Raw genomic sequence first — 25,751 nt, 5'->3', positions numbered from 1 at the left:
ACAACCTTCCATCCGAGTAATGCCATGAGCCAATCCCCAAGCATGACGAGCCCGTCCGGCGTCATCGCGCCTGCACTTGCAGCCAGTACCGCCAAAAACCATGTGCGCATGCTCGCCATCGATGCCCTGCGGGGTTTCGTCATGCTGCTGATGCTGGTGGATCACGTTCGCGAGACGTTTCTGTTGCACCGTCAGGTCACCGATCCCATCGATGCGCTGAGCGTGACCCCGGATCTGTATTTCACTCGTCTGCTCAGTACGCTCTGTGCCCCGGTCTTTATCTTCCTCACCGGTTTGTCGGCCTGGCTCTACAGCCAGAAACACAGCGCCGGCCAGACCTCGTTGTTCCTGCTCAAGCGCGGCCTGTTCCTGGTGTTTCTGGAGCTCACCTTCGTGTGTTTCGCCTGGAACGCCGAATTCCCGCCCAAGACCTTGTGGTTGCAAGTGATCTGGTGCATCGGCATCTGCATGATCGTCCTGGCCGCGTTGCTGCACTTCAAGCGCCGCTGGCTGATCGTCCTTGGGGTGGTCATCGTCGCCGGGCACAACCTGCTGGACGGTGTGGTGCTGGGGCCCGATTCTCCGTTTTTCGTGCCGTGGTCGATTCTTCACCAGCGGGCGTTCATCGATATCACCGAGTTCACCCGCGCTCGCACCACGTATCCGGTGCTGCCGTGGATCGGCGTGATCCTGCTGGGATGGGCCATCGGGCCGTGGTTCGGCAAGGACGTCGAGCCCGCCGTGCGTTTGCGCCGGCTGTTCACGATGGGCTTGGGCTTGCTGCTGGCCTTCGTGTTCATCCGGTACCTGAATGTGTACGGCGACAAGCCCTGGGTCCAGACCGGCGACGCGCTGCGCACCTTCATGAGCTTCATGAGCGCGACGAAGTACCCGCCGTCGTTGATGTTCCTGATGCCGACCCTGGGAATAGGGCTGATGTTGCTGGCACTCTTTGAAAAAGCCCAGGAGCGGGGAGCCATTGCGCTGTTGGCGGTCTACGGCGGCGCACCGATGTTCTTTTATCTGCTGCACCTATACGTGCTCAAGGCGCTGTACCTGATTGCAGTTGCCGTCTGGGGTACCAACCAGGGGACCTATTTCGGGTTCGATGATTTGCCTATGGTGTGGTTATGGAGTGTGCTGCTGGGTGTGGCGCTGTTTTTCCCGACACGTTGGTTTGCCGGGTTCAAACAGCGTCGTCGTGATATCGCGATCCTCAAGTACTTCTGACCGGAAGGGCCCTGACCCCACGGAAGGCGCCGATCAGGGCCAGTAAAATGCCGTCATTTGGTCGACGTTTTTGCCAAGAATGTAAAAATGCGCTTCGGTCTGTTTATTTCCTTATGTAAACTCCCCCCGCTGCGACAATCGGGCACGGCCACGCCAGGCCCGATGAGCACCGTTTACAGCGTCCCTCACCCAGCTGAAGCCAAGACCTACAAGAAGTCAGCGCCGGAGAGACATAAACGAGAGGCCGACGAATCTGCTCGGCCCTGTAGGTCCATCCTCCAGTCCGTCTCGATCCCATCCCCCTGGCTTTGCTGGCTGTGGATGTGGTCTATCCTTGATCAGGACCGGTGGACGGAATGGCGTTCATCCTAGGGATACACACATGTTGAAGAAAACTCACACGGCGCTACTGGGCCTGGCGATGGCGATGGGTCTTGCGACCACGCACGCCGCCGAGCCAAAAAAAGTGGATGTCTTGCTCATCGGTGGTGGCATCATGAGCTCGACACTCGGCGTCTGGCTCAATGAGCTGGAGCCGGGCTGGACCATGGAAATGGTCGAGCGCCTGGACGGTGTTGCCGAAGAGAGCTCCAACGGCTGGAACAATGCCGGTACCGGTCACTCTGCGCTGGCTGAACTGAACTACACGCCGGAAGACAAGAACGGCAAGGTCGATATCTCCAAGGCCATCGAAATCAACGAAGCCTTCCAGATCTCCCGCCAGTTCTGGTCCTGGCAGGTCAAGAACGGTGTGCTGAAGAATCCGCGCTCGTTCATCAACTCCACGCCGCACATGAGCTTTTTGTGGGGCGACGAGAACATCGCGTTCCTGAAGAAGCGCTACGAAGCCCTCCAGGCCAGCCCGTTGTTCGCCGGCATGCAGTATTCCGAAGATCGCGAGCAGATCAGCAAGTGGGTTCCGCTGATGATGCAAGGGCGTGACCCGAGCCAGAAAGTCGCGGCCACCTGGAGTCCCCTGGGTACTGACGTGAACTTCGGCGAAATCACTCGTCAATTCGCGGCTTACCTGCAAACCAAGCCGAACTTCTCCCTCAAGCTGTCCAGCGAAGTGGAAGACATCACCCGCAACGAAGACGGCACCTGGCGCGTTTCGTACAAAAACCTGAAAGACGGTACCGAAACCGAGACCGACGCCAAGTTCGTGTTCATCGGCGCCGGTGGCGGTGCGTTGCACCTGCTGCAGAAGTCCGACATCCCGGAAGCGCGTGAATACGCAGGTTTCCCGGTGGGTGGTTCGTTCCTGGTCACCGAAAACCCGACCGTCGCCCAACTGCACCTGGCGAAGGCGTATGGCAAGGCCTCGGTGGGCGCACCGCCGATGTCGGTTCCACACCTGGACACCCGTGTGCTCGATGGCAAGCGCGTGATCCTGTTTGGCCCGTTCGCAACGTTCTCCACCAAGTTCCTGAAGAACGGTTCGTACTTCGACCTGCTGACTAGCACCACCACCCACAACATGTGGCCGATGACCAAGGTCGGTATCGAACAGTACCCACTGGTCGAATACCTGGCCGGCCAGCTGATGCTGTCGGATGAAGATCGCTTCAACGCCTTGAAAGAGTACTTCCCGGAGGCCAAGCAAGAAGATTGGCGCCTGTGGCAGGCCGGCCAGCGCGTGCAAATCATCAAGCGTGACGAAGAGAAGGGCGGCGTCCTGAAACTCGGCACCGAAGTGGTTGCCTCCCAGGACGGCAGCATCGCCGGCCTGCTGGGTGCTTCGCCTGGCGCCTCGACCGCTGCACCGATCATGCTGACCGTGCTTGAGAAGGTCTTCAAGGACAAGGTCGCCAGCCCGGCCTGGCAGGAAAAACTGCACCAGATCGTGCCGAGCTACGGCACCAAGCTCAACGATAGCCCTGAGCGCGTAGCCCAGGAATGGGCATACACCAGCGAGGTCCTGCAACTGGACCCGCCACCGGCCATCGGCAAGCCAAGCGCCCCTGCGGCACCGGCCAAGCCGGCGGAAGCCCGCGAAGCCAACCCAGCGGCTGACATGGCGCTGTAAGCCGGACACTGTCTGGTGAGGTACAAAAACGCCGCTCATTGAGCGGCGTTTTTTTTGATTCGGTTAACCCTGTGGGAGCGAGCTTGCTCGCGATGGCGGTACACCCACCAACATCAATGCCCCATCTGCGAAAGGTCAGCCCCGTCCTCTGCGCAAACCTGTCGAAACCGCAGATCAAAATCCTCCGCCAACTGCGCCAGGGTAATCGCCCCCAAACGCTTGAGCAGCAACGCCTGGGCCTCATCGAACGCATCCGTCAACGCCGCATTCACCGCTTGTTCCACCAGGCATTGTGGATGATCGGTGGACAGGCCGATGGCGAAGATCGACGTGCTGCCCAAGGCCTGGTGGATATCCAGCAACGTCATCTCCGACAGCGGCTTGCTCAAGGTCCAGCCGCCGCGATGGCCTTTTTCCGACGTGACATAGCCCTTTTCCTTGAGCAAGGCCATGGTCCGACGCACCACCACCGGGTTGGTGCCGAGCATCTGCGCAATGGTATCGGAGGTGGCGGATTGCTGGTGGCGGTCCATGTGGATCAGCACATGGAGCATGCGGGACAGGCGGGTGTCGGTTCTCATGATCGTTGTGGAACTCCGTGGCAGAGGCGGGTGTGAGTATCGCCTGTAATTACAAAAGTTACGAGATCGTTGACAGTGGCTTTTCAAGGAACTTACGATGTGTCGTGATATTGCCGCACCCGTCGAAACCTTTCTTGGAGAATGATCATGCGCTATGACGTCATCATCGCAGGCGGTAGCTACGCCGGTATGTCCGCAGCCCTGCAACTGGCCCGTGCCCGCCGCAAGGTATTGGTGATCGATGCCGGCCAGCGTCGCAATCGCTTCGCAGCCAGCTCCCATGGCTTTCTCGGTCAGGATGGCCGGGCTCCCGGGGACATCGCCGAGGAGGCGCGCCGCCAACTGATGGCCTATCCGACCGTTGAATGGGTATCGGGCACGGTGATCAATGCCAGCAAGGTGGCGGACGGCTTTACCCTGGCAACGAGCGACGGGCAGTGCTTCGATGCCCGCCGGCTGCTGTTGGCCACCGGTGTGATCGATGAGCTGCCCGACGTGGAAGGGTTGGCGCAGCGCTGGGGCAAGAGCGTGTTTCATTGTCCGTATTGCCATGGCTATGAGCTGGAGCAAGGGCCGATCGGCGTGCTGGCGACCTCGGAAATGTCCTTGCACCATGCGCTGATGCTTCCGGACTGGGGCCCGACCACGTTCTTCACACGCGGCGTGTTCGAGCCCGACCCTGAGCAGCGTGCCAGCCTGGAGCGACGCGCAGTCACGATGGTGCCCGAGCACGTCGAGCGCATCGAAGGCGACCGGGCCGACGTGGTGTTGGCCAATGGTCGAGTGGTGAGTATCGATGGCCTGTTTGTCCTGCCTCGCACCCGCGTCGCCAGTCCGTTGGCCGAGTCCCTGGGTTGTGAATTCGAGGACGGGCCGATGGGGGCCTTCATCCAGAGCGACATGACCCGGGAAACCAGCGTGCCAGGGGTGTTCGTCTGTGGCGACGCGGCCATGCCCTTCGGCTCGGTGGCGCTGTCGGTGGGGGACGGGGTGAGGGCGGGTTCAGGCGTGCATCGATCATTGATCTTCGGGGGGCATTGAATCGCGAGCAGGCTCGTTCCCCTATTGAGGCACTGAGCCCTGTGGGAACGAGCTTGCTCGCGATGGCGCCGGTGCTACTGGGTGCCAAACATTGCCGTCCAATAGATCCCGGCATCGCTTTTCGGATCGGTCGCATACCCGGCGCCCAATTCGCGGAACTGCGGGTTCATCAGGTTGGCGCAGTGCCCCGGGCTGGCCAGCCAGCCGTCCACGACCTTGAGCGCGGTGTCTTGTCCGGCGGCGATGTTCTCGCCGATCAATTGGCCCAGATAGCCGGCCAGTTCGGCGCGGTCGCCCGGCGTGCGGTTGTCGCGGTCCTTGTGATCGAAGAAATTGTTGTTGGCCATGGCCCGGGTATGAGTGACGGCGGCCAGGGCCAAGGTGGCGTTCCAGGCCAGCGGCGTGGTGGCGGCGAAGGCTTCGGTGCCGCAGCGACGTGGTTGGGCGCGGGCGCTGTTGATCAGCTTCAGCAGTTTCTGGCCTTCGGCCTGCCAATCACCCAGGCGTGCCGACAACAACGGGCGCGCCAGCACGATGCGCCATTCGCGATCCAGGCGGCTGACGCCGATGTCGACGAACTGCGGGTCGAGCACCACCTGGCAGAAGCTTTCCTGCACCGCTTTCATGGCCGATTGCGCATCGCGCGGCCCGGACAGGCTGATGGCTTGCACGTTGACCATGGGATAGGCCGCCCGCGCCAGCGCCTGTTGCAGGTCGCCGATGCCATTGGCCGACAGGATCAGCCGAGAGTCCATGGCCAGCGGCGGCAACTCCAGCGAGGCCTGGCCGGCACAGCTTTGGGATTGGCTGCGGTAAAGGTTGATGGACTCGACCAGTTGCGTCTCTTCGGTGGCCGTGGCGCTGGTGGCGAATACCAGGCCCAGCGACAGCACGACAAGACCCATGACGGATGAAATGGCACGCATGTAAATCTCCCTTGAGCGGACGGCGCCTATGATGCGCAATTTTTGCCCCGCTGGGGCAACGGTATTCACGCTCTCTTGAAATCCCTTGGAACGGCACCGTTGGGTACCGTTCGGGACAATCCTCAAGTAGTGGGATCAATTTTCAAGCGAATAAGTCCATTTCCGTCGTTTCAAGGCCATAAAAACCCGGATTATTAGCTCATCCAGTTACCTCCATCGACGTTATACGTCTGCGCCACCACGTATTCGCTCTCCGCCGAGGCCAGGAAAATCGCCATTCCGGTGAGGTCCTGCGCGGTGCCCATCCGGCCATAGGGCACCTGCTGCCCGACCTGGCGCTTCTTTTCCCCCAGCGGCAGGTTTTCGTGGCGGGCGAACAGCGCGTCCACGCTATCCCAATGCTCGCCATCCACCACGCCGGGGGCGATGGCGTTGACGTTGATCCGATGCTTGATCAGATCCAGCCCGGCGGACTGGGTCAGGCTGATCACCGCCGCCTTGGTGGCGCAATAGACCGCCACCAGGGCCTCGCCACGCCGGCCGGCCTGGCTGGCCATGTTGATGATCCGCCCGCCATGGCCCTGGCGGATCATCTGCCGTGCCGCCGCCTGCAGCGTGAACAGCGTGCCGGCGACGTTGATGGAAAACAGCCGCTCGTAGCTCTGGCGGGTGATGTCCACGATGGGCGCGAGGTCGAACAGCGCGGCGTTGTTGATCAGGATATCCAGCTTGCCCGCCCGGGCCACCACGGTCGCGATGGCCTGGTCGATGGAGGCTTGGTCGGTTACGTCCATTTTGACCGCGTAGGCGCTGTCGCCCAGTTCGGCGGCGGTGGCCTGGGCGCGCTCAAGGTCGATATCGGCAATCGCTACCGTGGCGCCTTCTTCGATGTAGGCCTGGGCAAACGCCCTGCCGATACCCCGGGCGGCGCCGGTCACCAGGGCACTTTTTCCTTCCAGTCGTTTCATGGGGCTTGGTCCTTGCTGCAATGGCATCAGAGGGTAATCAGCGTCGCACTCACCAAATGGCGATGGCAGGCCGATTACAGCAGTACCGTTGAAAACCGACAAACCCGCGCAGGATGGTGAGGTGGTACTTTTTTAACTTGTGCCGGTGCCGCCAGCCTAGGTTAAAAAAGTATCGGTGGGCGGGCGGGCCGAGGCTGGCGAAGCGTTGCGCACTCGGCGTAAGGTGCCCGCTATAACGATAAAAGAGGCGCGACATGCCTGATCACCGAACGCCCCTGTTCGAGCAGCGACCGGCCGAACTGGAAGTCATCCTGCCCGAGCCCGAACACAGTTTTCGCTGGTACGAGCATGACTACCCGTACCCGCTGGCGCGCTGGAACCATCATCCTGAATTTGAAATCCACTTGATCCGCCAGGGCAGCGGCAAACTGTTGGTGGGCGATTACATTGGCCCGTTTGGCCCAGGCCATGTGGCGATGATCGGTCCGGATTTGCCCCACGACTGGATGGGCGACCTGGCGCCGGAGGAGCACTTGGCCGGGCGCGACGTGGTGTTGCAATTCGACGGCGCCACGCTGCTGGCCTTGCGTCGCACCTTGCCTGAACTGGGGGACCTGCAAGGGCTGTTCGAACGCGCTCGCCGTGGCCTGGCCTTCGGTGGCAATACGGCACAGCAGGCCGCGCACCTGCTGGAAGCCATCGGCCCGGCCCAGGGACTGGCGCGATTGACGCTGTTCCTGGAGCTGCTCCACACCCTCAACCAAGCTCCCGGCGACGAGGCCCTGAGCCTGGCGAGCCCTTGCTATGCGCCGACTTTGGATGCGCGCAGTTCCGAGCGCATCCATAAAGCCTTCGAGTACCTGCAAGCCGAACTCACCGGCGACCTGCGCCTGTCGGTGATCGCCCGCCAATTGGACATGAGCGAGCCGGGCTTCTCGCGGTTCTTCAAGCGCATCACCGGGCACGGTTTCATCGATTTGATGCGCAAGCTGCGGGTCCAGCGCGCCTGCCGTTTGTTGTTGCAGAGTGAGATGCCGGTGACCGACATCTGTTTTGAAGTGGGCTATAACAACCTGTCCAACTTCAACCGGCATTTCCGCATCGAGATGAACCAGACCCCCAGCGAGTATCGACGGGGCGCTTTTGCCCTGCTTGACGGAGCCGCCACCCGGTAACCCATGTGGGAGCCGAGCTTGCTCGCGATGACGTCAACACAGCCAATATCAATGCCAACTGACCCACCGCCATCGCGAGCAAGCTCAGCTCCCACAGGGGGATTGGCGGTGGACGCGGGGCAAGAAACACCACCGATTCATTGTGGGAGCGAGCTTGCTCGCGATGACGACGGCACATTCAACTTCAATGCAGCCGACCCACCGCCATCGCGAGCAAGCTCAGATCCCACAGGGGGATTGGCGGTGGACGCGGGGCAAGAAACACCACCGATTCATTGTGGGAGCCGAGCTTGCTCGCGATGACGTCAATATAGCCAATATCAATGCCAACTGACCCACCGCCATCGCGAGCAAGCTCGCTCCCACAGGTAATGTTGTTTATTTAAGGCCAGCGACACACCCGTGGCGAGGGAGCTTGCTCCCGCTGGGTCGCGAAGCGGCCCCAAGACCTGCCTTTGCAGCATCTCCCCGGTTTGGTGTTCAGCCCGGGACACCTTTTTGATGCTTCTTCAAGCGATACGCGAACTGCGCCCGGCTCAGCCCCAGCGAGCGTGCGGCCGCCGCGAGGTTGCCGCTGCTCAGTTGCAGGGCTTCGTTGATCAGACGTGATTCCAGGCCGTCAATGGAGAAGTCCGCGTCCAGTTGGCTGAGGGACTGGAGCAGCGCCGGTTTTTCCGCGGCATCGTTGGCGGCCAGGCCCATCGGCGAGAGGCCGCCGAGGTGGTCCACCGAGTAGGCGTCCACCGGCAGTTGCTCATTGCGAAACAGGTGGACCAGGTCAATGGCCTGGCCTTCTTCGCTGGCGATCAGGCCACGTTCGATGAGGTTCTGCAATTCCCGCACGTTGCCCGGAAAGTCATAGCGCAACAGTACCTTCAAGGCGCGCATGGTCAGGCCCATCGGCGTGCGGCCGTATTCCTGGCAAAAACGCGTGAGAAAGGCGTTGATCAGCAGCGGTATGTCATCGCGGCGCTCGCGCAAGGGCGGCAGGGCGATGGGGTAGACGTTGAGCCGGTAGAACAGGTCTTCACGGAACGCGCCGTCCGCCACGGCCTTGCGCAGGTCGATGTTGGTGGCCGCCACGACGCGCACGTCGACCTTGATGCCGTGGCCGCCGCCGACCCGTTCGATTTCCCGCTCCTGCAAGGCACGCAGCAACTTGCTTTGCCCGGCCAGGCTCAGGCAGGTGATCTCATCCAGGAACAACGTGCCAGCGTGGGCGCGCTCGAAACGGCCGGGACGTGAATGGGTGGCGCCGGTGTAGGCTCCGCGCTCGACGCCGAACAGTTCAGCCTCGATCAGATTGTCGGGGATGGCCGCGCAGTTGAGAGCAATGAACGGTCCATCACGGCGACGGCTCAGTTGGTGCAACTGGCGGGCGAACATCTCCTTGCCCACACCGGATTCGCCGCTGACCAGCACGGTGGCCGGGGTCAAGGCCACCCGTTGCAAGGCCTGGGTCGCGGCGTTGAAAGCGGCGCTGGCACCGATCAGTGGCTGCTCGCTGTCCGGCAACGGGACGGTTCCGGCCACGCTGTCGGACTGAGTGTCGGCGCGGGCGACGACGCTCGGCGGCGAGGCGTTGAGGTAATTCAGGTCCTGCTCGATGTCACCCCATTGTTCAGCGGTCTTGCCGACGACTCGGCAGCGTTCGTGGCCCATGCCCCGGCATTCCACTTCGCGAAACACCACCAGTTGCCCGAACAGCCCGCTGACGAAACCGATGGCGTAGCCCAGTTCGGTCCAGCACACCGGATCCTGCCCGGTGCCATAGGCGGCGACATGCTCGTCGGCCTCGCAGGAGTGATGCCAGAGAAATTCCCCCTCATAGAATCCCGAGTCGGCGTCGAACTTGAAATGCAGCGGCTCGACCTTGGTCATGCCTTCGAGGGTGTGCAGATGCGTGCCGGCGCGAAACACCGCCGCGGCATCGGCGTGGGGCCAGCGTTCACGAATCAGCCGGGCGTCGCGGGCGCCGGAGGAATAACCGGTGCGGGTGAGCATGCCTCGGGCCTGCTCCAGCCCCTGGCGTTCGATGATTTCCCGGCGCAACGCACCGAAGGAGGAACTGTGCAGCAGCAACATGCGCTGGTCGTTGAGCCAGATACGGCCATCGTCGGGGGAGAAAAACAGGCAGGCGGTGAGTTCTGCCGGCGTGGGCGAACTGCTGTCGCTCAACTCGTTGCTATCACCCCGTGGATGGAAATGCTCGGTGGCGATCCGATGATCCGGCAACTGGCAGTGGGGATTATTCATTGTTATGCCCCTGATGACGGGGTGATCGAAATGATCACCTGGCGAGATAGTTATTAAGCATAACTTTATCAAATGAACAAGTGGCAGATGGCCAACGGCCAGATCGACGGCGGCGCCCTGTGCGTCATGCCTGGCGAAGAACCTTGAGCCAGAGCCTTGCGCCAGGTTTATCAAGATCCGCGGGCAAAACCGGCACAGCGCTTGCTCAAGCACTTGCACGGCGTTTGCGTCGATACCTTCCAGGTGCGGCAAACGATGACAACAACAAAGAGCCGGGAGTGTTAAATGTCTGCACCCAAAAGCCACCTGCTGTCCCAGGTGATCGAATCGGAATGCGTCTTCAACGGTGACTGGGTGCCTGCCTCGGGCCCGCTGCAATCGATCATCGAGCCGGCCACCGGTGAACGGCTGATGCGCTGTGCCATGGCCGACACCGCCGACATTGCCAAGGCCAGTCGCGAGGCTGCCCTGGCGCAGCCGGCGTGGGCGGCGCTGGGCCCGCGGCAACGGGCGGCGATCTTCCGCAAGGCCGCCGACGTGGCCGAGCAGTCCTTCGACGAGCTGGCGCTGTACGTGGCCCGGGAGACCGGTGCCGCGCTGTTCAAGGGCCAGCACGAAATGCGTGAAGCCATCGTGCTGTTGCATCAGGCCGCCGGTCTGCTGTCCCAGGCCCATGGGGTGGTCCTGCCCAGCGAGGCGGGGCGCCTGTCCTATGCGCGGCGCCAGCCCCATGGCGTGGTCGGGGTGATTTCGCCCTTCAACTTTCCCCTGGTGCTGTCCATGCGCTCCGTCGCGCCGGCCTTGGCGGCGGGCAACGCGGTGGTGCTCAAGCCGGATCCACAGACCCCGGTGAGTGGTGGTTTCCTCATCGCCCGGTTGTTCGAAGTGGCAGGCCTGCCCAAGGGCTTGCTGCAAGTGCTGCCCGGCGCGGCGGATGCCGGGGAAGCGCTGTGCCGCGACCCTAATGTGCGCATGATCGCCTTCACCGGTTCCACCGGCGCCGGCCGCAAGGTCGCTGAAGTGGCCGGGCGCAACCTGAAGAAGGTCGCCCTGGAGCTGGGCGGCAAGAACCCACTGATCATTCTCGAAGACGCCGACCTCGACCTCGCGGCCCGGAACGCGGCCTGGGGCGCCTGGCTGCACCAAGGGCAGATTTGCATGGCCACCGGATTGATTCTCGCCCATGAATCCATCGCCGCCGAGCTGACCCGCAAACTGGTGGAAAAGGCCCAGGCCATGACCCTCGGCAACGCGGCTCGGGAAGAAGCCGCCATGGGGCCACTGATCAATCAGCGGCAGCTGCAACGGGTGCACGACATCGTCAGCGACACCGTGCTCGCCGGGGCCCGACTGGAGGCCGGCGGCGATCACGATCGGCTGTTCTACCAGGCCACGGTGCTCAGCGGTGTGAAGCCGGGCATGCGCGCTTTCGACGAGGAGGTCTTCGGGCCGGTGGCAACGGTGGTCAGCTTCGCCACCGATGACGAAGCCATCGAATTGGCCAATCGCACCGAATACGGTTTGGCGGCGGCGATCATTTCTCCGTCCGTGGGCCGGGCCATGGCCATCGGTGAGCGGTTGCAGTGCGGCATGTTGCACATCAATGATCAGACCGTCGCCGATGAATGCGTCAACCCGTTCGGCGGGCGCGGCGCCTCGGGCAATGGCGGCAGCGTCGGCGGCCCGGCGGACTGGGACGAATACACCCAATGGCAGTGGGTGACGGTCAAGGATACGGCGCCGATCTACCCGTTCTGAGAGGCCGGTCTTTACCGGGCCCGATGAGCTGAGGGCCCTGCGGGTACACAAAAATAATAAGAGGACTCAACATGAAACTCGACAACAAGATTGTGCTGGTAACCGGTGTCTCGTCGGGTATCGGTGCTGCCACAGCGAGCCTGCTGCGTGCTCACGGCGCCCAGGTGATTGGCGTGGACCTCAAGGCGCCGCACATGACCCTGGACGGTTTTGTACAGGGCGACTTGAGCAGCGCCGAGAACATCGAACGCTTGCTGCCACAACTGCCCGCACGGCTCGACAGCCTGTGCAACATCGCCGGCGTGCCGGGCACTGCCAACCCGCGACTGCTGGCGCGGGTCAACTACCTTGGGCTGCGCCACTTGAGCCGTGCGCTGCTGCCGCGCATTAACGCTGGCGGCAGCATCGTCAATATCGCCTCGATCCTCGGTGCCGAGTGGCCGTTACGCCTGGAACAGCACAAGGCGCTGGCGCGCATCGACGACTTTGCCGACGCACAAGCCTGGCTGGCCGACCACCCGGTGCCGGACCAGACCTGCTACCAGTACTTCAAGGAAGCCTTGATCGTCTGGAACTACCTGCAGGCCCAACCCTGGTTCCTCGAGCATTCGGTGCGCATGAACAGCGTCGCGCCAGGCCCGGTTTTCACGCCCATCCTCGACGACTTCGTGAGCATGCTCGGCGAGGCCCGGACCCAGGCCGATGCCCATCGCATGAAACGTCCCGCTTATGCCGATGAGGTGGCGGCGGTGATCGCTTTCCTGTGTGCCGACGAGTCGCGCTGGATCAACGGCGTCAACCTGCCGGTCGATGGTGGATTGGCCTCCACCTACATCTGAATGTGCACCCGCGCAAAGCGGCGTGAGCCGCGACCTGAGCGTGTTGGCTGGCAAAGCCATGCCCAAAAATAACAATAATGAGAAGCGTCCATGGATAACTTCAAAGATAGCTTTCGTTTCAAACACTGCGCCTTGTTCCTGGCGTTGTGCAGCACCGGCGTGATGGTCGATCGGGTCGAGGCCATGCAAATGGACCTGGGTGATTCCGATTGGAAGCTGCGCTGGGACAACACCATCAAGTACAGCCAGGCTTGGCGCCTGCAGGGGCAGGACAGCCGCCTGACCAACGCCTCGACCGCCAACGGTCTGTACCCTTCGATCCAGAGCCAGGGCGATAAGAATTTCAGTCGCGGCCTGGTCTCCAATCGCCTGGACCTGTTCTCCGAAATGGACCTCAGCCGGAAGAATTACGGGCTGCGCGTGAGCGGCGCGGCCTGGTACGACGACATCTACAACAAGGACACCGACAGCAGCGAGCAGCCCCACTTCCTCAGCGAAACCCGCAAGCTCCACGGCCGTGACGCGGAAATTCTCGACGCCTTTGTGTTTCTGCGCGGCGACCTTGGCGAAGACTCCCAGGGCGTGGTGCGCGTAGGCCGGCACAGCCTCATCTACGGTGAAAGCCTGTTCTACGGCGGCAACGGCATCGCCAATGCTCAGGGACCGAGCGATGTGGTCAAGTTGCTCAGCGTGCCGGGGACCCAGTTCAAGGAGATCCTGCGTCCGGTCAATCAGATTTCCGGGCAGTTGCAGATCAATCCGCAGTTGTCGGTGGGGGCTTACTATCAGTTCGAGTGGGAGCGCTCCAACGTCCCCGGTGCCGGCAGCTACCTGAGTGATGTCGATGCCATTGGCTACGGTAGTGGTCCGTTGCGCGAAGTGTTTGGCAACGACACCGTCAATGCCGGTGACTTGAAGCCGCGCAATTCGGGGCAGGGCGGTATGCAGATCCGCTACAAGCCTGATGGGACCGAACTGGAGCTGGGTTTCTACGCCGCGCAGTACCACGACAAAGCCCCGAGTGGCCTGTACGCCTACCTCGACGGCGCTGCCTCGGCGGCCACTGGCTTGCCGATCCTGGGCTCCTATCGCCAGGTCTACGCCGAAGACATCAAGACCGCCGGCGTCAGTTTCTCCACTGCCCACGGGCCGTTCAACTTCGCCGGTGAAACCTCCGTGCGCTGGAACGCACCGCTGGTCAGCAATCTGCAAGTGGTCGCGCCAGGCCTGGACGTCGATGGCGGTGACAATGAGCTGTTTGCCCGAGGCAAGACCGCCCACGCCAACCTGTCGGCGATTTACCTGTTGTCGCCCACCTCATTCTGGGACGGCGGTTCCGCGCTGGCCGAACTGGCCTGGAACCGTACCTTGAGCGTCACCAAGAACGCGGCGGCCCTGGATTCCAATACCACCCGCGATGCCACGGCGTTGCGGGTACTGCTGGAGCCGGCGTACTTCCAGGTGATCGACGGCATCGACCTGACCGTGCCGATTGGCATGGGCGTGGTACTCGATGGGCGCTCCTCGGCCGTCAGCAAGGCAGGTTTTGGCAACACCCACTCCGGTGACTGGAGTGTTGGGCTCAAGGCGACCTACTTGCAGCGTTGGGACGTCGGCCTGAACTACGTGAACTTCTTCGGCGCGCCGAAAGCCGGGCTGCGCGAGGACGGCAATTTCAGTTACGGACAGTCGCTGGCCGACCGCGACTTCGTCTCGCTCTACGTGAAAACCTCATTCTAATAAGGTGGATTCGCCATGCAGAACAACACATTGCTCAACACCTGCCTCCTGACACTGGCCTTGGCCGGCGTGAGCCTGGCCCAGGCGGCGGTGTCGCCTGAACAGGTGGCACGCTTGAAGTCTGAACTCACGCCCCTCGGCGCCGAGCGCGCCGGTAACGCCGATGGCAGTATCCCGGTCTGGGACGGTGGCTACACCAAGGTCGTGGCCGGCTACAAACCGGGCGATAAACGTTCCGATCCGTTTGCCGGCGACAAGCCGCTGTACTCGATCAAGGCTTCCAACATGGAGCAGTACGCCGGCCAACTGGCGGAAGGCACCAAGCTTCTGTTGAAGAAATACCCCGACTACCGGCTGGATGTGTACCCCACTCATCGCTCGGCGGCGGCGCCGCAATGGGTGTATGACAACACCGCCAAGAATGCCGGCCGCGCCACGCTGGATGTCGAGACCGAGAAAGTCAGCGGTGCCTTCGGCGGTATTCCGTTCCCGATCCCGGACAACGGCGCGCAAGTGTTGTGGAACTATCGCTTGTCCTGGCAGGGGGCCGAGACCATCAGTGCCCCGTTCGATACGTGGCTGATGACCGCCGGTGGCAAGAAAGTCCAGGCCACCCGTGCCCTGTTCACTTACCAATTTCCCTACTATTCCGAGAACGGCAGCCCGGAACACTTCGCTGGCAAGTACCAGGTCGGCAAGTTGCTGACCGAGCTGCCATCCTCCAAGGCCGGTGAAGGCCTGATGACTCATTGGGACCTGGACCCGGGCAACCGTGCGGCCTGGCAGTACCTGGTGGGCCAGCGCCGAGTGCGTCGGGCGCCGAACATCGCCTATGACACGCCGGACTTCGTCACCTCTGGTGTCGGTCTGTTCGACGAAGCGTTCATGCTGTTCGGCCCCACCGACCGCTACGACCTGAAGCTGACGGGCAAGAAAGAACTGATCGTTCCCTACAACAATAATCGCGCCGGCCTGGTCAAGAGCGACGAGTTGGTCAAACCGAACTTCCTCAACCCTGACCTGGTGCGCTGGGAGAAGCATCGGGTCTGGGTGGTCGAGGCCACGCTCAAATCCGGTAAGCGTCATGTGGTGCCGCGTCGGACCTATTACATTGACGAGGATTCCTGGCAGATCCTGTTGGTCGACGGCTATGACGCCCAGGGCAAACTGGGACGGCAGATGTATTCGCTGACGCTGTTGGCACCGGACATGCCGGTCCTCACCTCACAGGTCATGTGGGGCAGCTACAACCTCGATACCGGTGCCTATTTCCTCAACTCGTCGAGCAACGACCTGACGGTCCAGTACCAGAAGATCGCCACGCCTTCGGCGTCCTTCTACACCCCGGATGCCATGGCGAACGAAAACATGCGTTGAACCCTGGAGCACCGCGGCGAGTGAGAGGCTCGTCGCGGATGCTGGCGATTTTCGAAGTGGGATAAGACATGAACGTTGAACAATGCTTTGCGAGTTTTGCCCGGCGCTGGGGAGCCTGTGTCCTGGCGTCGTGCCTGTTGGCCAATAGCGCCATCGCGGCACCGGCCACGACGTTCGCCGCGCTCCAGCAATCGGCGTTACCGACGGCCAAGGCACCGCGTGCGGTGTTGCTTGGCTTGACCCGGGCCGGGGAGCGTCTGGTGGCGGTCGGTGAGCGCGGCATTGTGTTGCTCTCGGACGATTCCGGAACGACCTGGCGCCAGGCCCGCGTGCCGGTCAGTGTCAGCCTGACGGCGGTGCAATTCGTCGATGCCGAGCAGGGTTGGGCGGTGGGCCACCTGGGGGTGGTGTTGCACAGCGAGGACGGCGGGGAAACCTGGCACAAACAACTCGACGGGCAAATGGCCGCCGCGCTGGCGGTCCGCGCCGCGCAGCGGGACGCCGGGCAACCCGACGGCGCCGACCACCTGCGCAAGGCGCAGCTTTTACTGAGCGATGGACCGGACAAGCCATTTCTCGACCTGTACTTCAGTGATCGGCTGCACGGCTACATTGTCGGCGCCTACAACCAGATCTATCGCACCGAGGACGGTGGCAAGAGCTGGCAACCGTGGATGCAGCACGTGGACAACCCACAGGGCCTGAATCTGTATGGCATCCGCGCCTTGGGCCAGGACTTGCTGATCGTGGGGGAACGGGGCCTGTTGTTACGCTCCCGCGATGCGGGGCAATCCTTCCAGGCCTTGAAATCACCTTATGAAGGCAGCTTCTTCGGTCTGCTCGGCACCCGTGGCGGCGCCTGGGTGACCTATGGTTTGCGCGGCAACGCCTGGTGGTCCGATGACCGTGGCGACAGTTGGCGGCGTCTCGACACCGGCATCGAATCGACACTGGCGAGCGCCGTCGAACTGCGCGACGGCAGCCTGCTGATGGCCAGCCAGAACGGTGAGCTTCTGTTCAGCCATGACCAGGGCCGCAGCTTCGACAAACGCCAGAGCCGCGCTGGCGGGACGATTGCCGCCGTGCAACAGACTGTTGAGGGCAGCCTGGCAAGCGTCGGCTTGAGCGGCGTGGCCGCTGATCAGGATCCACGGATATCCGGCAAACCTTGAAATTTCACGGTGTAGCACTATCGGGCCACGGCCTGTGCAGCAGGAGTCAGACTTGAAAGACGATAAAACTCAAACCGTGATCGGCCGCCTGGCAGACTTCGACCAGGCTTCAGGCAATGTCGCCGAGCGGGCGATCTTCAACCATCGACCGCTGGTGATCCTGCTGTGTCTGCTGGTGACCTTGGTGCTTGGTTGGCAAGCCACGCGCATCGGCATCAACGCCAGTTATGAGAAGACCATTCCCACCGGGCATCCCTACGTCGCCAATTTCCTCGAGAATCGCAGTGAGTTGAGCGGCCTGGGCAACTCGTTGCGCATCGCCGTGGAGGTCAAGCAGGGGAGCATTTTCACCAAGGATTACCTCGACACCCTGGTCAAGCTCAACGACGAGCTCTACCTACTGCCGGGGGTTGACCGACCCTACATGAAATCGTTATGGACCCCGACCACGCGCTGGACCGCCGTGACCGAAGAAGGGCTCGACGGCGGCACGGTGATCCCCGACGACTACGACGGTTCCGCGGCCAGCCTCGAGCAGGTGCGCACCAACGTTGCCCGCTCCGGTGAAGTCGGTCAGTTGGTGGCGGGCAACTTCATGTCCAGCGTGATTTTCGTGCCCTTGCTGGAAATCAATCCGCAGACCGGCAAGGCCTTGGACTACGGTGATTTTTCCCGGCAACTCGAAGCCTTGCGCGACAAGTACCAGACCGATGACCTGCGGATTCACATCACCGGTTTCACCAAGATCGTCGGTGACCTCATCGAGGGGCTGACCCAGGTACTGCTGTTCTTCGTGGTGGCGGTATTGGTGACCGTGGTGGTGCTCTACGGTTACACCCGCTGCGTGCGCAGTACCCTGGTGGTGGTCACCTGTTCGCTGGTGGCGGTGCTGTGGCAGTTGGGGCTGCTCGCCATCCTCGGTTACGAACTGGACCCTTATTCGGCGCTGGTACCGTTTCTGGTGTTCGCCATCGGCATGAGCCATGGCGCGCAAAAGATGAACGGCATCATGCAGGACGTCGGTCGTGGCACCCACCGGGTGGTGGCTGCACGGTATACCTTCCGCCGCTTGTTCGCCGCGGGCATGACCGCATTGCTTTGCGATGCGGTGGGGTTCGCCGTGCTGCTGCTGATCAATATCCGCGTCATCCAGGACTTGGCGGTCACCGCCAGCCTCGGCGTGGCGGTGCTGATCTTCACCAACCTGATCCTGCTGCCGATCCTGCTCAGCTACATCGGTGTCAGCCCGGCGGCGGCACAACGCAGCCTGCGTGCGGAAACCGCCGAGTTGCAGGCCCGCACCAAGCATCCCTTGTGGCGTTTTCTCGATCTGTTCACCCAACGGCGCTGGGCTATCGGTGCCATGCTCGGTGGGCTGTTGCTGGCCGCGTTCGGTTTTGCCGTGAGCCTGCATCTGAAGATCGGCGATCTGGATCCCGGCGCTCCGGAGTTGCGGTCTGATTCGCGCTACAACCGCGATGCATTGTTCATGACGCGCAACTATGCGGCCAGTTCGGACATCTTCGTGGTGATGATCAAGACCCCGGAAGACCAATGCACCCGCTACGCCAGCCTGTCGGCGGTGGACGCGCTGGCCTGGCGCCTGGAGCAACTGCCGGGGGTGGAGTCGACCACTTCCATGGCGGCGCTGAGCAAGATGGCCACGGTCGGTTACAACGAAGGCAACTTCAAATGGTTCGAGCTGATCCCCAATGATGGTGCGTTGGGCGCGGTCCAAACCCGCGCGCCGCGGGAGCTGTTCAATCAGGGTTGCTCGATGTTGTCGCTGTACGTCTATCTGGCCGACCACAAGGCCGATACCCTGAACCGGGTGGTGGAGGCCAGTGAGCAGTTCATCGCCGAACACCAGGTTCCGGGAGTCAAGTTCATGCTGGCCGCCGGCAGCGCCGGGATCGAGGCCGCGACGAACATCGTGGTGAAGAAATCCATGCGTGAAATGCTGTTCTGGGTGTATGGCGCGGTCAGCCTGTTGTGCCTGGTGACCTTCCGCAGCTGGCGCGCCACCCTCTGTGCGGTGCTGCCGCTGATGCTCACCTCGATTCTTTGCGAGGCGCTGATGGTCGCACTGGGCATGGGGGTAAAAGTCGCGACCCTGCCGGTGATTGCCCTCGGGGTGGGCATCGGCATCGACTACGCCCTGTATGTCTTGAGCGTGATCCTGGCGCGCATGCGTGCCGGCGATACCTTGGCCCAGGCCTATTATCAATCGCTGTTGTTCACCGGCAAGGTGGTCTTGCTGACGGGCATGACGCTGGCGGTGGCAGTCTCGACCTGGGCCTTTTCGCCGATCAAGTTCCAGGCTGACATGGGGATTCTGCTGGCCTTCATGTTCCTGGTGAACATGCTTGGGGCCTTGATCTTGTTGCCCGCCCTGGCCTGGTGGCTGCTGCCGCAGAAGGTCTTCGTAAAAAAGCCTGAGTCGAGTCGGCAGGCGGGGTGGGTGAGGGGCTGAGGGCGCTCTGGGATGGGGGCGCATATCCGTTACCTGATAACGGATATGCGCAGTTACTCAGGAATGCTCCACAACCGGATTCGTAGCCCTCAATCGTGGACCCGCCGAATGGCGAATCACACTAAGAACAGCCAACGTCGCAACCACTAAGCCAGGAGAAGTCGCCAGCAATACAGCAGTGGTCCCACCCCCGGCCGCCAGGATCTGCCCGGCGGCCAGAGGTCCGGCCACCGAGCCCAGGCGCCCGATGGCCACCGCAGCACCAACCCCCGTCGCACGCACGGCCGTAGGGTAGGAGGGCGGTGCCAAGGCATAGAGAACCAATTGCGCGGCCATGACAAACAACCCGGCGGCGAACCCGGCAATGGCCATGGGCACGATACCAACGGACAACCCGACCCCGGCCAGGGCGCTCAGCAGCCCGGCATAGACGAACAGCACCACCTTGATGCCATTGCAACGGTCCAGTAACAGGCCGCCCAGCAACGAGCCAAGGGCGCCACCGATGTTGAACAGCATCTGCACCAGGCCCGCCTGGGGTTTGCTGAAGCCCTGTTCCAGCAGCAACGATGGCAGCCAGTTGAGCAACATGTACATCACCGTCAGGGTGAAGAAATAGCTCAACCACAGGGCCAAGGTGGTGCGGCCGCGACCTTCACCGAACAACGCCTGGGCGGTGGAGCCGCGTGATGAGCCGTCATCCTGCACCTGGCGAAAGGCGCTGGATTCGGGAAGCCACAGGAGCATCAGCGGCACCACCAGCAACGGCGCCAACCCACCGATGAAAAACGTCATCTGCCAGTGTTCGCCAAACAGCATGGCGACCACGGCGGCCAATGCGCCGCCCAACGGCACCCCCGCATACATCACGCTGATGGCCGTGCCCCGGCGCTGCTCACCCACGGCTTCGGCACACAGGGCAATGAGGTTGGGCAGGGCGGCGCCCAGGCCCAGGCCGGTCATGAAGCGCACCAGCAACAGGCTGGAGAAGTGTTCGACATAAGCGGTGCTGAGGGAAAACACGCCGAAGAGCAAGACAGCGGCGATGAGGATTTTCTTGCGACCGATGCGATCAGCAATCCAACCACCGAAGAAGGCTCCCGGTAGCAACCCGATGATCCCGGCGCTGAACACCCAGCCCATCATTTTCGGGTCAAGGGCAAACGTCTGCCGTAGCCCTGCGGCGGCGGTACCGGCTGACTGCAGGTCGAAACCCTCGATCAACGCAACGATGAAACACAAGGCAATGGTCAGCGTCGCACGACGCGCCGGACGGTCCATGGCAAATCCTCTTATTGTTTTTGTGAGGGGACACCGCTCGAAGGAAAACCAGCGGATACGTTTAAGATTAACAAAGCTAACTAAAAAATGAAGGGTGCCGGAAGGGCGTCCATAAGTGGCCAGTTCAGTATGAAAATCAGTGGTTTGGAAAGCATTCCCGGATGAATTGGTAAATTAGTTAGTTATATTAATGTTCGATTATCGGACATTGGCGATTGACGAAGCGCCCGTGCCGTTTCCATTCTTTGTCCGCACGGCCCCCGTCGCCAAGCTCGGGCCGATCAAAACAACAACAATAAATGGACACCGAATATGCCAAACCTTGCTCGGGACACGCTGACGGCGCGCCCTGTTTCATCCCTCGTCCCTCTGCTGGCCTGTCTCGGGCTGAGCCTCGGTTCTCCCGTATCGTGGGCGGAAGGCTTCATCGACGACAGCCACGGTACGCTGACCCTGCGTAACTACTACATGGACCGCGACTACAAGGACGATGGCGCCAAGACCGCAGCGCGGGAATGGGCTCAGGGTGTGTTCATGAACATGGAGTCGGGGTTCACCCCGGGCACGGTCGGGTTCGGCCTGGATGTCAGGGGGTTGCTGGGCATCAAGCTTGATTCGTCGCCGGATCGCAGCGGCACTGAACTGTTGCCGGTGTCCAGCAGCGACAAGCGCGCGGCGGATGAGTATTCGCGCCTGGGCGTGACCGGCAAGCTGCGTTTCGCTCAAACCACGGTGAAGACCGGCGATGTATCGATCTTCCTGCCGTTTGCCTTTGCCAGCCCGTCGCGGCTGCTGCCGCAGACCTTTCGCGGGACGACGCTCAGCTCCAAGGATTTCGACGGCCTGACGTTGAACACCGGTTATATCGATCGCATCGCCCGCCGCGATTCCACCGATTACCAGCCGATGAGCATCGCCTCGCCCAACCGTCGATTCAACGGCGCGGCGACCTCTTCCCATATGGCGTATGTGGGCGGTGACTACCAGGTCAACAAAGACCTAAGCCTGCGGGCCTACCACGCCGAAGTGGCGGATCTGTACCAGCAGAACACCCTGGCGTTGTTGCATAACCTGCCCCTGGGCGATGGCGTCCTGACCACCGACCTGCGCAGCTTTTTCAGTGACGACGACGGTGCGGCCAAAGCCGGAAAGGTGGATAACCGCAATGTCTCGGCGCTGGTCGGCTATCGCCTGGGCGGGCATCGCGTGAGCCTGGGCTACATGCACGCCAGTGGCGATACGGCCACGCCTTATGTGTCCGGCACCGAGTTGATGGGCTTGAGTGAAATGACCATGAGCTCGGACTTCCTCAATGCCAAGGAACGCACATGGCAGGCGATCCATGACTACGATTTCGCCGCCGTGGGCGTGCCGGGCCTGAGGACTCGACTGCGTTATGTGCGTGGCGATCACATCGAGCTGGCGGCCCTCAATGCCGAGGATCGCAAGGAGCGCGAGTTCCAGATGGAGTTGGGGTACGTGATCCAGGGCGGCCCACTGAAGAACGTCGGGTTTCTGGCGCGCAAATCGATCTATCGCAACAACTTCCCGGGTACGGCGGCGTTTCGCGACGAGAACCAGACCCGGTTCCTGGTGACGTACAGCGTGCCGATCTGGTGAGTTTCGAGTCGGTTGGCCAGCGCTTGTGGGAGCAAGCCTTGCTCCCACATAGCGGTGCCGCAGGGACCCGCGCCAGGCTTGCTACTGGTAAACCTTCTTCAACAACCGCAGCAACTCCTCGCGCTCAGCCCCTGAGAGGGCAGCAGTGGAGTCAAGGTCGCTCTGGGCGGCGATTTGCTTGAGCTCCTTGAGCAGGGTTTCGCCGGTCTTGCTCAGGAAGATCCCATAGGAGCGTTTGTCCGGCTTGCAGCGCACGCGCACCGCCAGGGCCCGGCTTTCCAGCTTATTGAGCAGCGGCACCACTTGCGGCGGTTCGATCGCCAGGGCCTTGGCCAGGTCGGCCTGCATCAGGCCGGGATTCTGGTCGATGATTGCCAGGGCCGAGAACTGGGCGGGCCGCAGATCGTGGACGGCGAGCCGGCCAATCAGGTTCTGGAACAATTTCAGTTGGGCGCGGCGCAGGGCGTAACCGATCAGGTCGTCCAACGCGGAGTCCAGCGGCACCTGTGCGTCGGTACCGGCGACCAGGGGCTCGGCGGGTTCGGCAAGCTTGGAAGACTTGGCCATCGAAGTGAGTGTCCTCAAGGTAAGTGGTTAACAAGGCTATCCAGTTTGCCGGGGTTGCGGCGCCCTGGCTACGGGCTTTTGCAGATTCGAATTTTTTAACCTTCCATCCAGCCTCTGAAAATACAGATAAACCGATTAATAGTTAATTGACATAACTAAATTTCCGGTTTAGTTTTTGATCATCTTCAGCCAAGAACAAGAGAGCACGCATCATGAGCAATTACGAAGGTCGCTGGAAAACCGTCAAGGTCGATATCGAGGAGGGCATCGCCTGGGTCACCCTCAATCGCCCGGAAAAACGCAACGCCATGAGCCCGACCCTCAACCGCGAGATGATCGACGTGCTCGAGACCCTGGAGCAGGATCCGGCCGCAGGGGTATTGGTGCTGACCGGGGCCGGTGACGCCTGGACCGCTGGCATGGACCTCAAGGAATACTTCCGTGAAGTGGATGCCGGTCCGGAAATCCTCCAGGAAAAAATCCGTCGCGAAGCGTCGCAATGGCAGTGGAAATTACTGCGCATGTACGCCAAGCCGACCATCGCCATGGTCAATGGCTGGTGTTTCGGTGGCGGTTTCAGCCCGCTGGTGGCGTGCGACCTGGCGATCTGCGCCGACGAAGCGACTTTCGGTCTCTCGGAAATCAACTGGGGCATCCCGCCGGGCAACCTCGTCAGCAAGGCCATGGCCGACACCGTGGGCCATCGCCAATCGCTGTACTACATCATGACCGGCAAGACCTTCGGTGGGCAGAAAGCCGCCGAAATGGGGCTGGTCAATGAGAGCGTGCCCTTGGCGCAGTTGCGTGAAGTCACCGTGGAACTGGCCCGCAATCTGTTGGAAAAGAACCCGGTGGTACTGCGCGCGGCCAAGCATGGCTTCAAGCGTTGCCGCGAACTGACCTGGGAGCAGAACGAAGATTACCTGTACGCCAAGCTCGACCAGTCGCGCCTGCTCGACACCGAGGGTGGCCGCGAGCAGGGGATGAAGCAATTCCTTGACGACAAGAGCATCAAGCCGGGCCTGCAGACCTACAAGCGCTGAGACAACCGCGCGGCGGGCGCCATCGTGCGCCCGCGGGCTGTTCGTCCAAAGCCCTCGGCGCTACTGTGAACGTGTTCCCGATAAAGACAATAAAGAGGAATCACCATGCTGGACGTGCCCCTGTTGATTGGCGGCCAGTCGTGCCCGGCCCGCGACGGCCGGACCTTCGAGCGCTGCAACCCGGTGACCGGTGAAGTGGTGTCTCGCGTGGCCGCCGCCACCCTGGAAGATGCCGATGCCGCCGTGGCCGCCGCCCAAGTGGCGTTTCCCGCCTGGGCTGCGCTGGCACCCAATGAACGCCGCACGCGTCTGCTGCGGGCTGCCGAGCAGTTGCAGGCCCGCAGTGGCGAGTTTATCGCCGCGGCCGGCGAGACTGGCGCCATGGCCAACTGGTACGGTTTCAACGTGCACCTGGCGGCGAACATGCTGCGCGAAGCGGCGTCCATGACCACCCAGATCAATGGCGAAATCATTCCTTCCGACGTGCCAGGCAGTTTCGCCATGGCCCTGCGTCAGCCCTGTGGCGTGGTGTTGGGCATCGCGCCCTGGAACGCCCCGGTGATTCTCGCCACCCGCGCCATCGCCATGCCCCTGGCCTGCGGTAACACCGTGGTGCTCAAGGCTTCCGAGATAAGCCCGGCGGTGCACCGGCTGATCGGCCAGGTGTTGCAGGACGCCGGGCTGGGTGACGGTGTGGTCAACGTGATCTGTAACGCACCGGCGGATGCGCCGGCCATTGTCGAACGGTTGATCGCCAACCCGGCGGTGCGCCGGGTCAATTTCACCGGTTCGACCCACGTCGGCCGCATCGTCGGCGAACTCTCGGCGCGCCATCTCAAACCAGCGTTGCTGGAGCTGGGCGGCAAGGCGCCGCTGCTGGTGCTGGATGACGCCGACCTGGACGCCGCCGTGCAAGCGGCGGCCTTCGGGGCCTACTTCAATCAGGGCCAGATCTGCATGTCCACCGAGCGATTGATCGTCGATGCCCGCGTGGCGGATGAGTTCATCGCCAAACTGACCGCCAAGATCGCCACCTTGCGTGCCGGTGATCCGGCGGCTGGCGATTCGGTGCTGGGCTCGTTGGTCGATGCCAGTGCCGGCCAGCGCATCAAGGGACTGATCGACGATGCCTTGGCCAAAGGCGCAACGCTGGTCACCGGCGGCCAGTTGGACGGCAGCATCCTGCAGCCGACCTTGCTCGACGGTGTCACTGCGCAGATGCGCCTGTACCGCGAAGAGTCCTTCGGGCCAGTGGCGGTGCTGTTGCGCGGTGAGGGCGATGAAGCGCTGTTGCGCCTGGCCAACGATTCCGAGTTCGGCCTGTCGGCTGCCATCTTCAGCCGCGATACCACCCGCGCGTTGGCCTTGGCCCAGCGGGTCGAGTCGGGCATTTGCCACATCAACGGGCCGACCGTGCACGACGAGGCGCAGATGCCCTTCGGCGGGGTCAAGTCCAGTGGTTATGGCAGCTTCGGCGGCAAGGCGTCCATCGAGCATTTCACCCAGTTGCGTTGGGTGACCTTGCAGAACGGTCCCCGGCATTACCCGATCTGAAACCCATCGCGTCACGGGCGGTCGAGCCTCGAAAGCCGCCGCCCGGATGCAGGCCAGAATAACAATGACAAGGCCGCAGCCCCGCGCTGCCACGCTCCGCTCGCATCGCGACCCGAGCGTGCCT

19 protein-coding genes are annotated in these 25,751 nt (G+C 62.2%); 13 read left to right on the top strand and 6 right to left on the bottom strand.

From position 1 onward, the window contains the following. The first annotated feature begins 24 nt into the window (after positions 1-24). Together IB266_RS05485 and mqo are read left to right on the top strand one after the other, a co-directional pair. The gene (locus IB266_RS05485) at positions 25-1,230 is read left to right on the top strand and encodes a DUF1624 domain-containing protein (RefSeq protein ID WP_225613415.1); all 1,206 of its coding nucleotides are present in this window, start codon (positions 25-27) and stop codon (positions 1,228-1,230) included. 382 nt (positions 1,231-1,612) lie between these two features. Next, on the top strand, positions 1,613-3,256 hold the full coding sequence (gene mqo / locus IB266_RS05480) for a malate dehydrogenase (quinone) (protein WP_192260472.1): 1,644 nt from the start codon (positions 1,613-1,615) through the stop codon (positions 3,254-3,256). A gap of 113 nt (positions 3,257-3,369) precedes the next feature. Here mqo and IB266_RS05475 read toward each other — a convergent pair whose 3' ends face one another. Next, on the bottom strand, positions 3,370-3,837 hold the full coding sequence (locus tag IB266_RS05475; protein ID WP_192260471.1) for an Rrf2 family transcriptional regulator: 468 nt from the start codon (positions 3,835-3,837) through the stop codon (positions 3,370-3,372). A 147-nt stretch (positions 3,838-3,984) separates the two neighbouring features. On the opposite strand from IB266_RS05475, the gene IB266_RS05470 reads away from it, so the two are divergent. Next, positions 3,985-4,878 (top strand): NAD(P)/FAD-dependent oxidoreductase, encoded by an 894-nt coding sequence (locus tag IB266_RS05470; RefSeq protein WP_192260470.1) that lies wholly within the window; start codon positions 3,985-3,987, stop codon positions 4,876-4,878. Positions 4,879-4,952: 74 nt separating this feature from the next. Here the strand turns inward: IB266_RS05470 and IB266_RS05465 are convergent, their stop codons facing one another. Together IB266_RS05465 and IB266_RS05460 are read right to left on the bottom strand one after the other, a co-directional pair. Then, complete coding sequence (locus IB266_RS05465) at positions 4,953-5,804, bottom strand: CAP domain-containing protein (protein ID WP_060742584.1); 852 nt, start codon at positions 5,802-5,804, stop codon at positions 4,953-4,955. A 194-nt stretch (positions 5,805-5,998) separates the two neighbouring features. Beyond that, positions 5,999-6,772, bottom strand: a complete 774-nt coding sequence (locus tag IB266_RS05460) for an L-iditol 2-dehydrogenase (RefSeq protein WP_192260469.1) — start codon at positions 6,770-6,772, stop codon at positions 5,999-6,001. A 254-nt stretch (positions 6,773-7,026) separates the two neighbouring features. Between IB266_RS05460 and IB266_RS05455 the strand changes: the two genes are divergently transcribed. Further along, positions 7,027-7,947, top strand: coding sequence for an AraC family transcriptional regulator (locus tag IB266_RS05455; RefSeq protein WP_192260468.1), 921 nt, complete (start codon positions 7,027-7,029; stop codon positions 7,945-7,947). Between the two features lie 480 nt (positions 7,948-8,427). On the opposite strand, the gene IB266_RS05450 is transcribed toward IB266_RS05455, so the two are convergent. Continuing rightward, positions 8,428-10,203 carry a sigma-54-dependent Fis family transcriptional regulator gene (locus IB266_RS05450; protein ID WP_192260467.1) on the bottom strand — a complete coding sequence of 592 codons (1,776 nt, stop codon included), beginning with the start codon at positions 10,201-10,203 and terminating at the stop codon, positions 8,428-8,430. Between the two features lie 285 nt (positions 10,204-10,488). Between IB266_RS05450 and IB266_RS05445 the strand changes: the two genes are divergently transcribed. From IB266_RS05445 to IB266_RS05420, 6 genes are all read left to right on the top strand, one after another. Next, on the top strand, positions 10,489-11,961 hold the full coding sequence (locus IB266_RS05445) for a benzaldehyde dehydrogenase (protein ID WP_092164840.1): 1,473 nt from the start codon (positions 10,489-10,491) through the stop codon (positions 11,959-11,961). Between the two features lie 71 nt (positions 11,962-12,032). After that, positions 12,033-12,800: a coniferyl-alcohol dehydrogenase gene (locus IB266_RS05440; protein WP_192260466.1), complete on the top strand. Its 768-nt coding sequence runs from the start codon at positions 12,033-12,035 to the stop codon at positions 12,798-12,800. Positions 12,801-12,890: 90 nt separating this feature from the next. Beyond that, positions 12,891-14,540: a DUF1302 domain-containing protein gene (locus tag IB266_RS05435; RefSeq protein ID WP_192260465.1), complete on the top strand. Its 1,650-nt coding sequence runs from the start codon at positions 12,891-12,893 to the stop codon at positions 14,538-14,540. Between the two features lie 15 nt (positions 14,541-14,555). After that, positions 14,556-15,917, top strand: a complete 1,362-nt coding sequence (locus tag IB266_RS05430; RefSeq protein ID WP_192260464.1) for a DUF1329 domain-containing protein — start codon at positions 14,556-14,558, stop codon at positions 15,915-15,917. A gap of 68 nt (positions 15,918-15,985) precedes the next feature. Continuing rightward, complete coding sequence (locus IB266_RS05425) at positions 15,986-17,089, top strand: WD40/YVTN/BNR-like repeat-containing protein (protein ID WP_192260463.1); 1,104 nt, start codon at positions 15,986-15,988, stop codon at positions 17,087-17,089. A gap of 52 nt (positions 17,090-17,141) precedes the next feature. Beyond that, positions 17,142-19,562 (top strand): efflux RND transporter permease subunit, encoded by a 2,421-nt coding sequence (locus IB266_RS05420; protein ID WP_192260462.1) that lies wholly within the window; start codon positions 17,142-17,144, stop codon positions 19,560-19,562. 57 nt (positions 19,563-19,619) lie between these two features. Here the strand turns inward: IB266_RS05420 and mhpT are convergent, their stop codons facing one another. Next, positions 19,620-20,843: a 3-(3-hydroxy-phenyl)propionate transporter MhpT gene (gene mhpT, locus IB266_RS05415; RefSeq protein WP_192260461.1), complete on the bottom strand. Its 1,224-nt coding sequence runs from the start codon at positions 20,841-20,843 to the stop codon at positions 19,620-19,622. A gap of 312 nt (positions 20,844-21,155) precedes the next feature. Between mhpT and IB266_RS05410 the strand changes: the two genes are divergently transcribed. Then, positions 21,156-22,463, top strand: coding sequence for an OprD family porin (locus IB266_RS05410; RefSeq protein WP_192260460.1), 1,308 nt, complete (start codon positions 21,156-21,158; stop codon positions 22,461-22,463). Positions 22,464-22,544: 81 nt separating this feature from the next. Here the strand turns inward: IB266_RS05410 and IB266_RS05405 are convergent, their stop codons facing one another. After that, the gene (locus IB266_RS05405) at positions 22,545-23,030 is read right to left on the bottom strand and encodes a MarR family winged helix-turn-helix transcriptional regulator (RefSeq protein WP_060742571.1); all 486 of its coding nucleotides are present in this window, start codon (positions 23,028-23,030) and stop codon (positions 22,545-22,547) included. Positions 23,031-23,242: 212 nt separating this feature from the next. On the opposite strand from IB266_RS05405, the gene IB266_RS05400 reads away from it, so the two are divergent. Beyond that, positions 23,243-24,073 carry a p-hydroxycinnamoyl CoA hydratase/lyase gene (locus tag IB266_RS05400; RefSeq protein WP_003202420.1) on the top strand — a complete coding sequence of 277 codons (831 nt, stop codon included), beginning with the start codon at positions 23,243-23,245 and terminating at the stop codon, positions 24,071-24,073. Positions 24,074-24,178: 105 nt separating this feature from the next. Continuing rightward, positions 24,179-25,627 (top strand): aldehyde dehydrogenase, encoded by a 1,449-nt coding sequence (locus IB266_RS05395; protein ID WP_192260459.1) that lies wholly within the window; start codon positions 24,179-24,181, stop codon positions 25,625-25,627. Positions 25,628-25,751 lie beyond the last annotated feature (124 nt).

Source organism: Pseudomonas sp. Pdm06 (genome assembly GCF_014851795.1).
In the GTDB taxonomy this organism is placed as follows: domain Bacteria; phylum Pseudomonadota; class Gammaproteobacteria; order Pseudomonadales; family Pseudomonadaceae; genus Aquipseudomonas; species Aquipseudomonas fluorescens_AA.
Note: the sequence above shows the minus strand (reverse complement) of the source record. Positions and strands in the feature narration are given on the sequence as shown.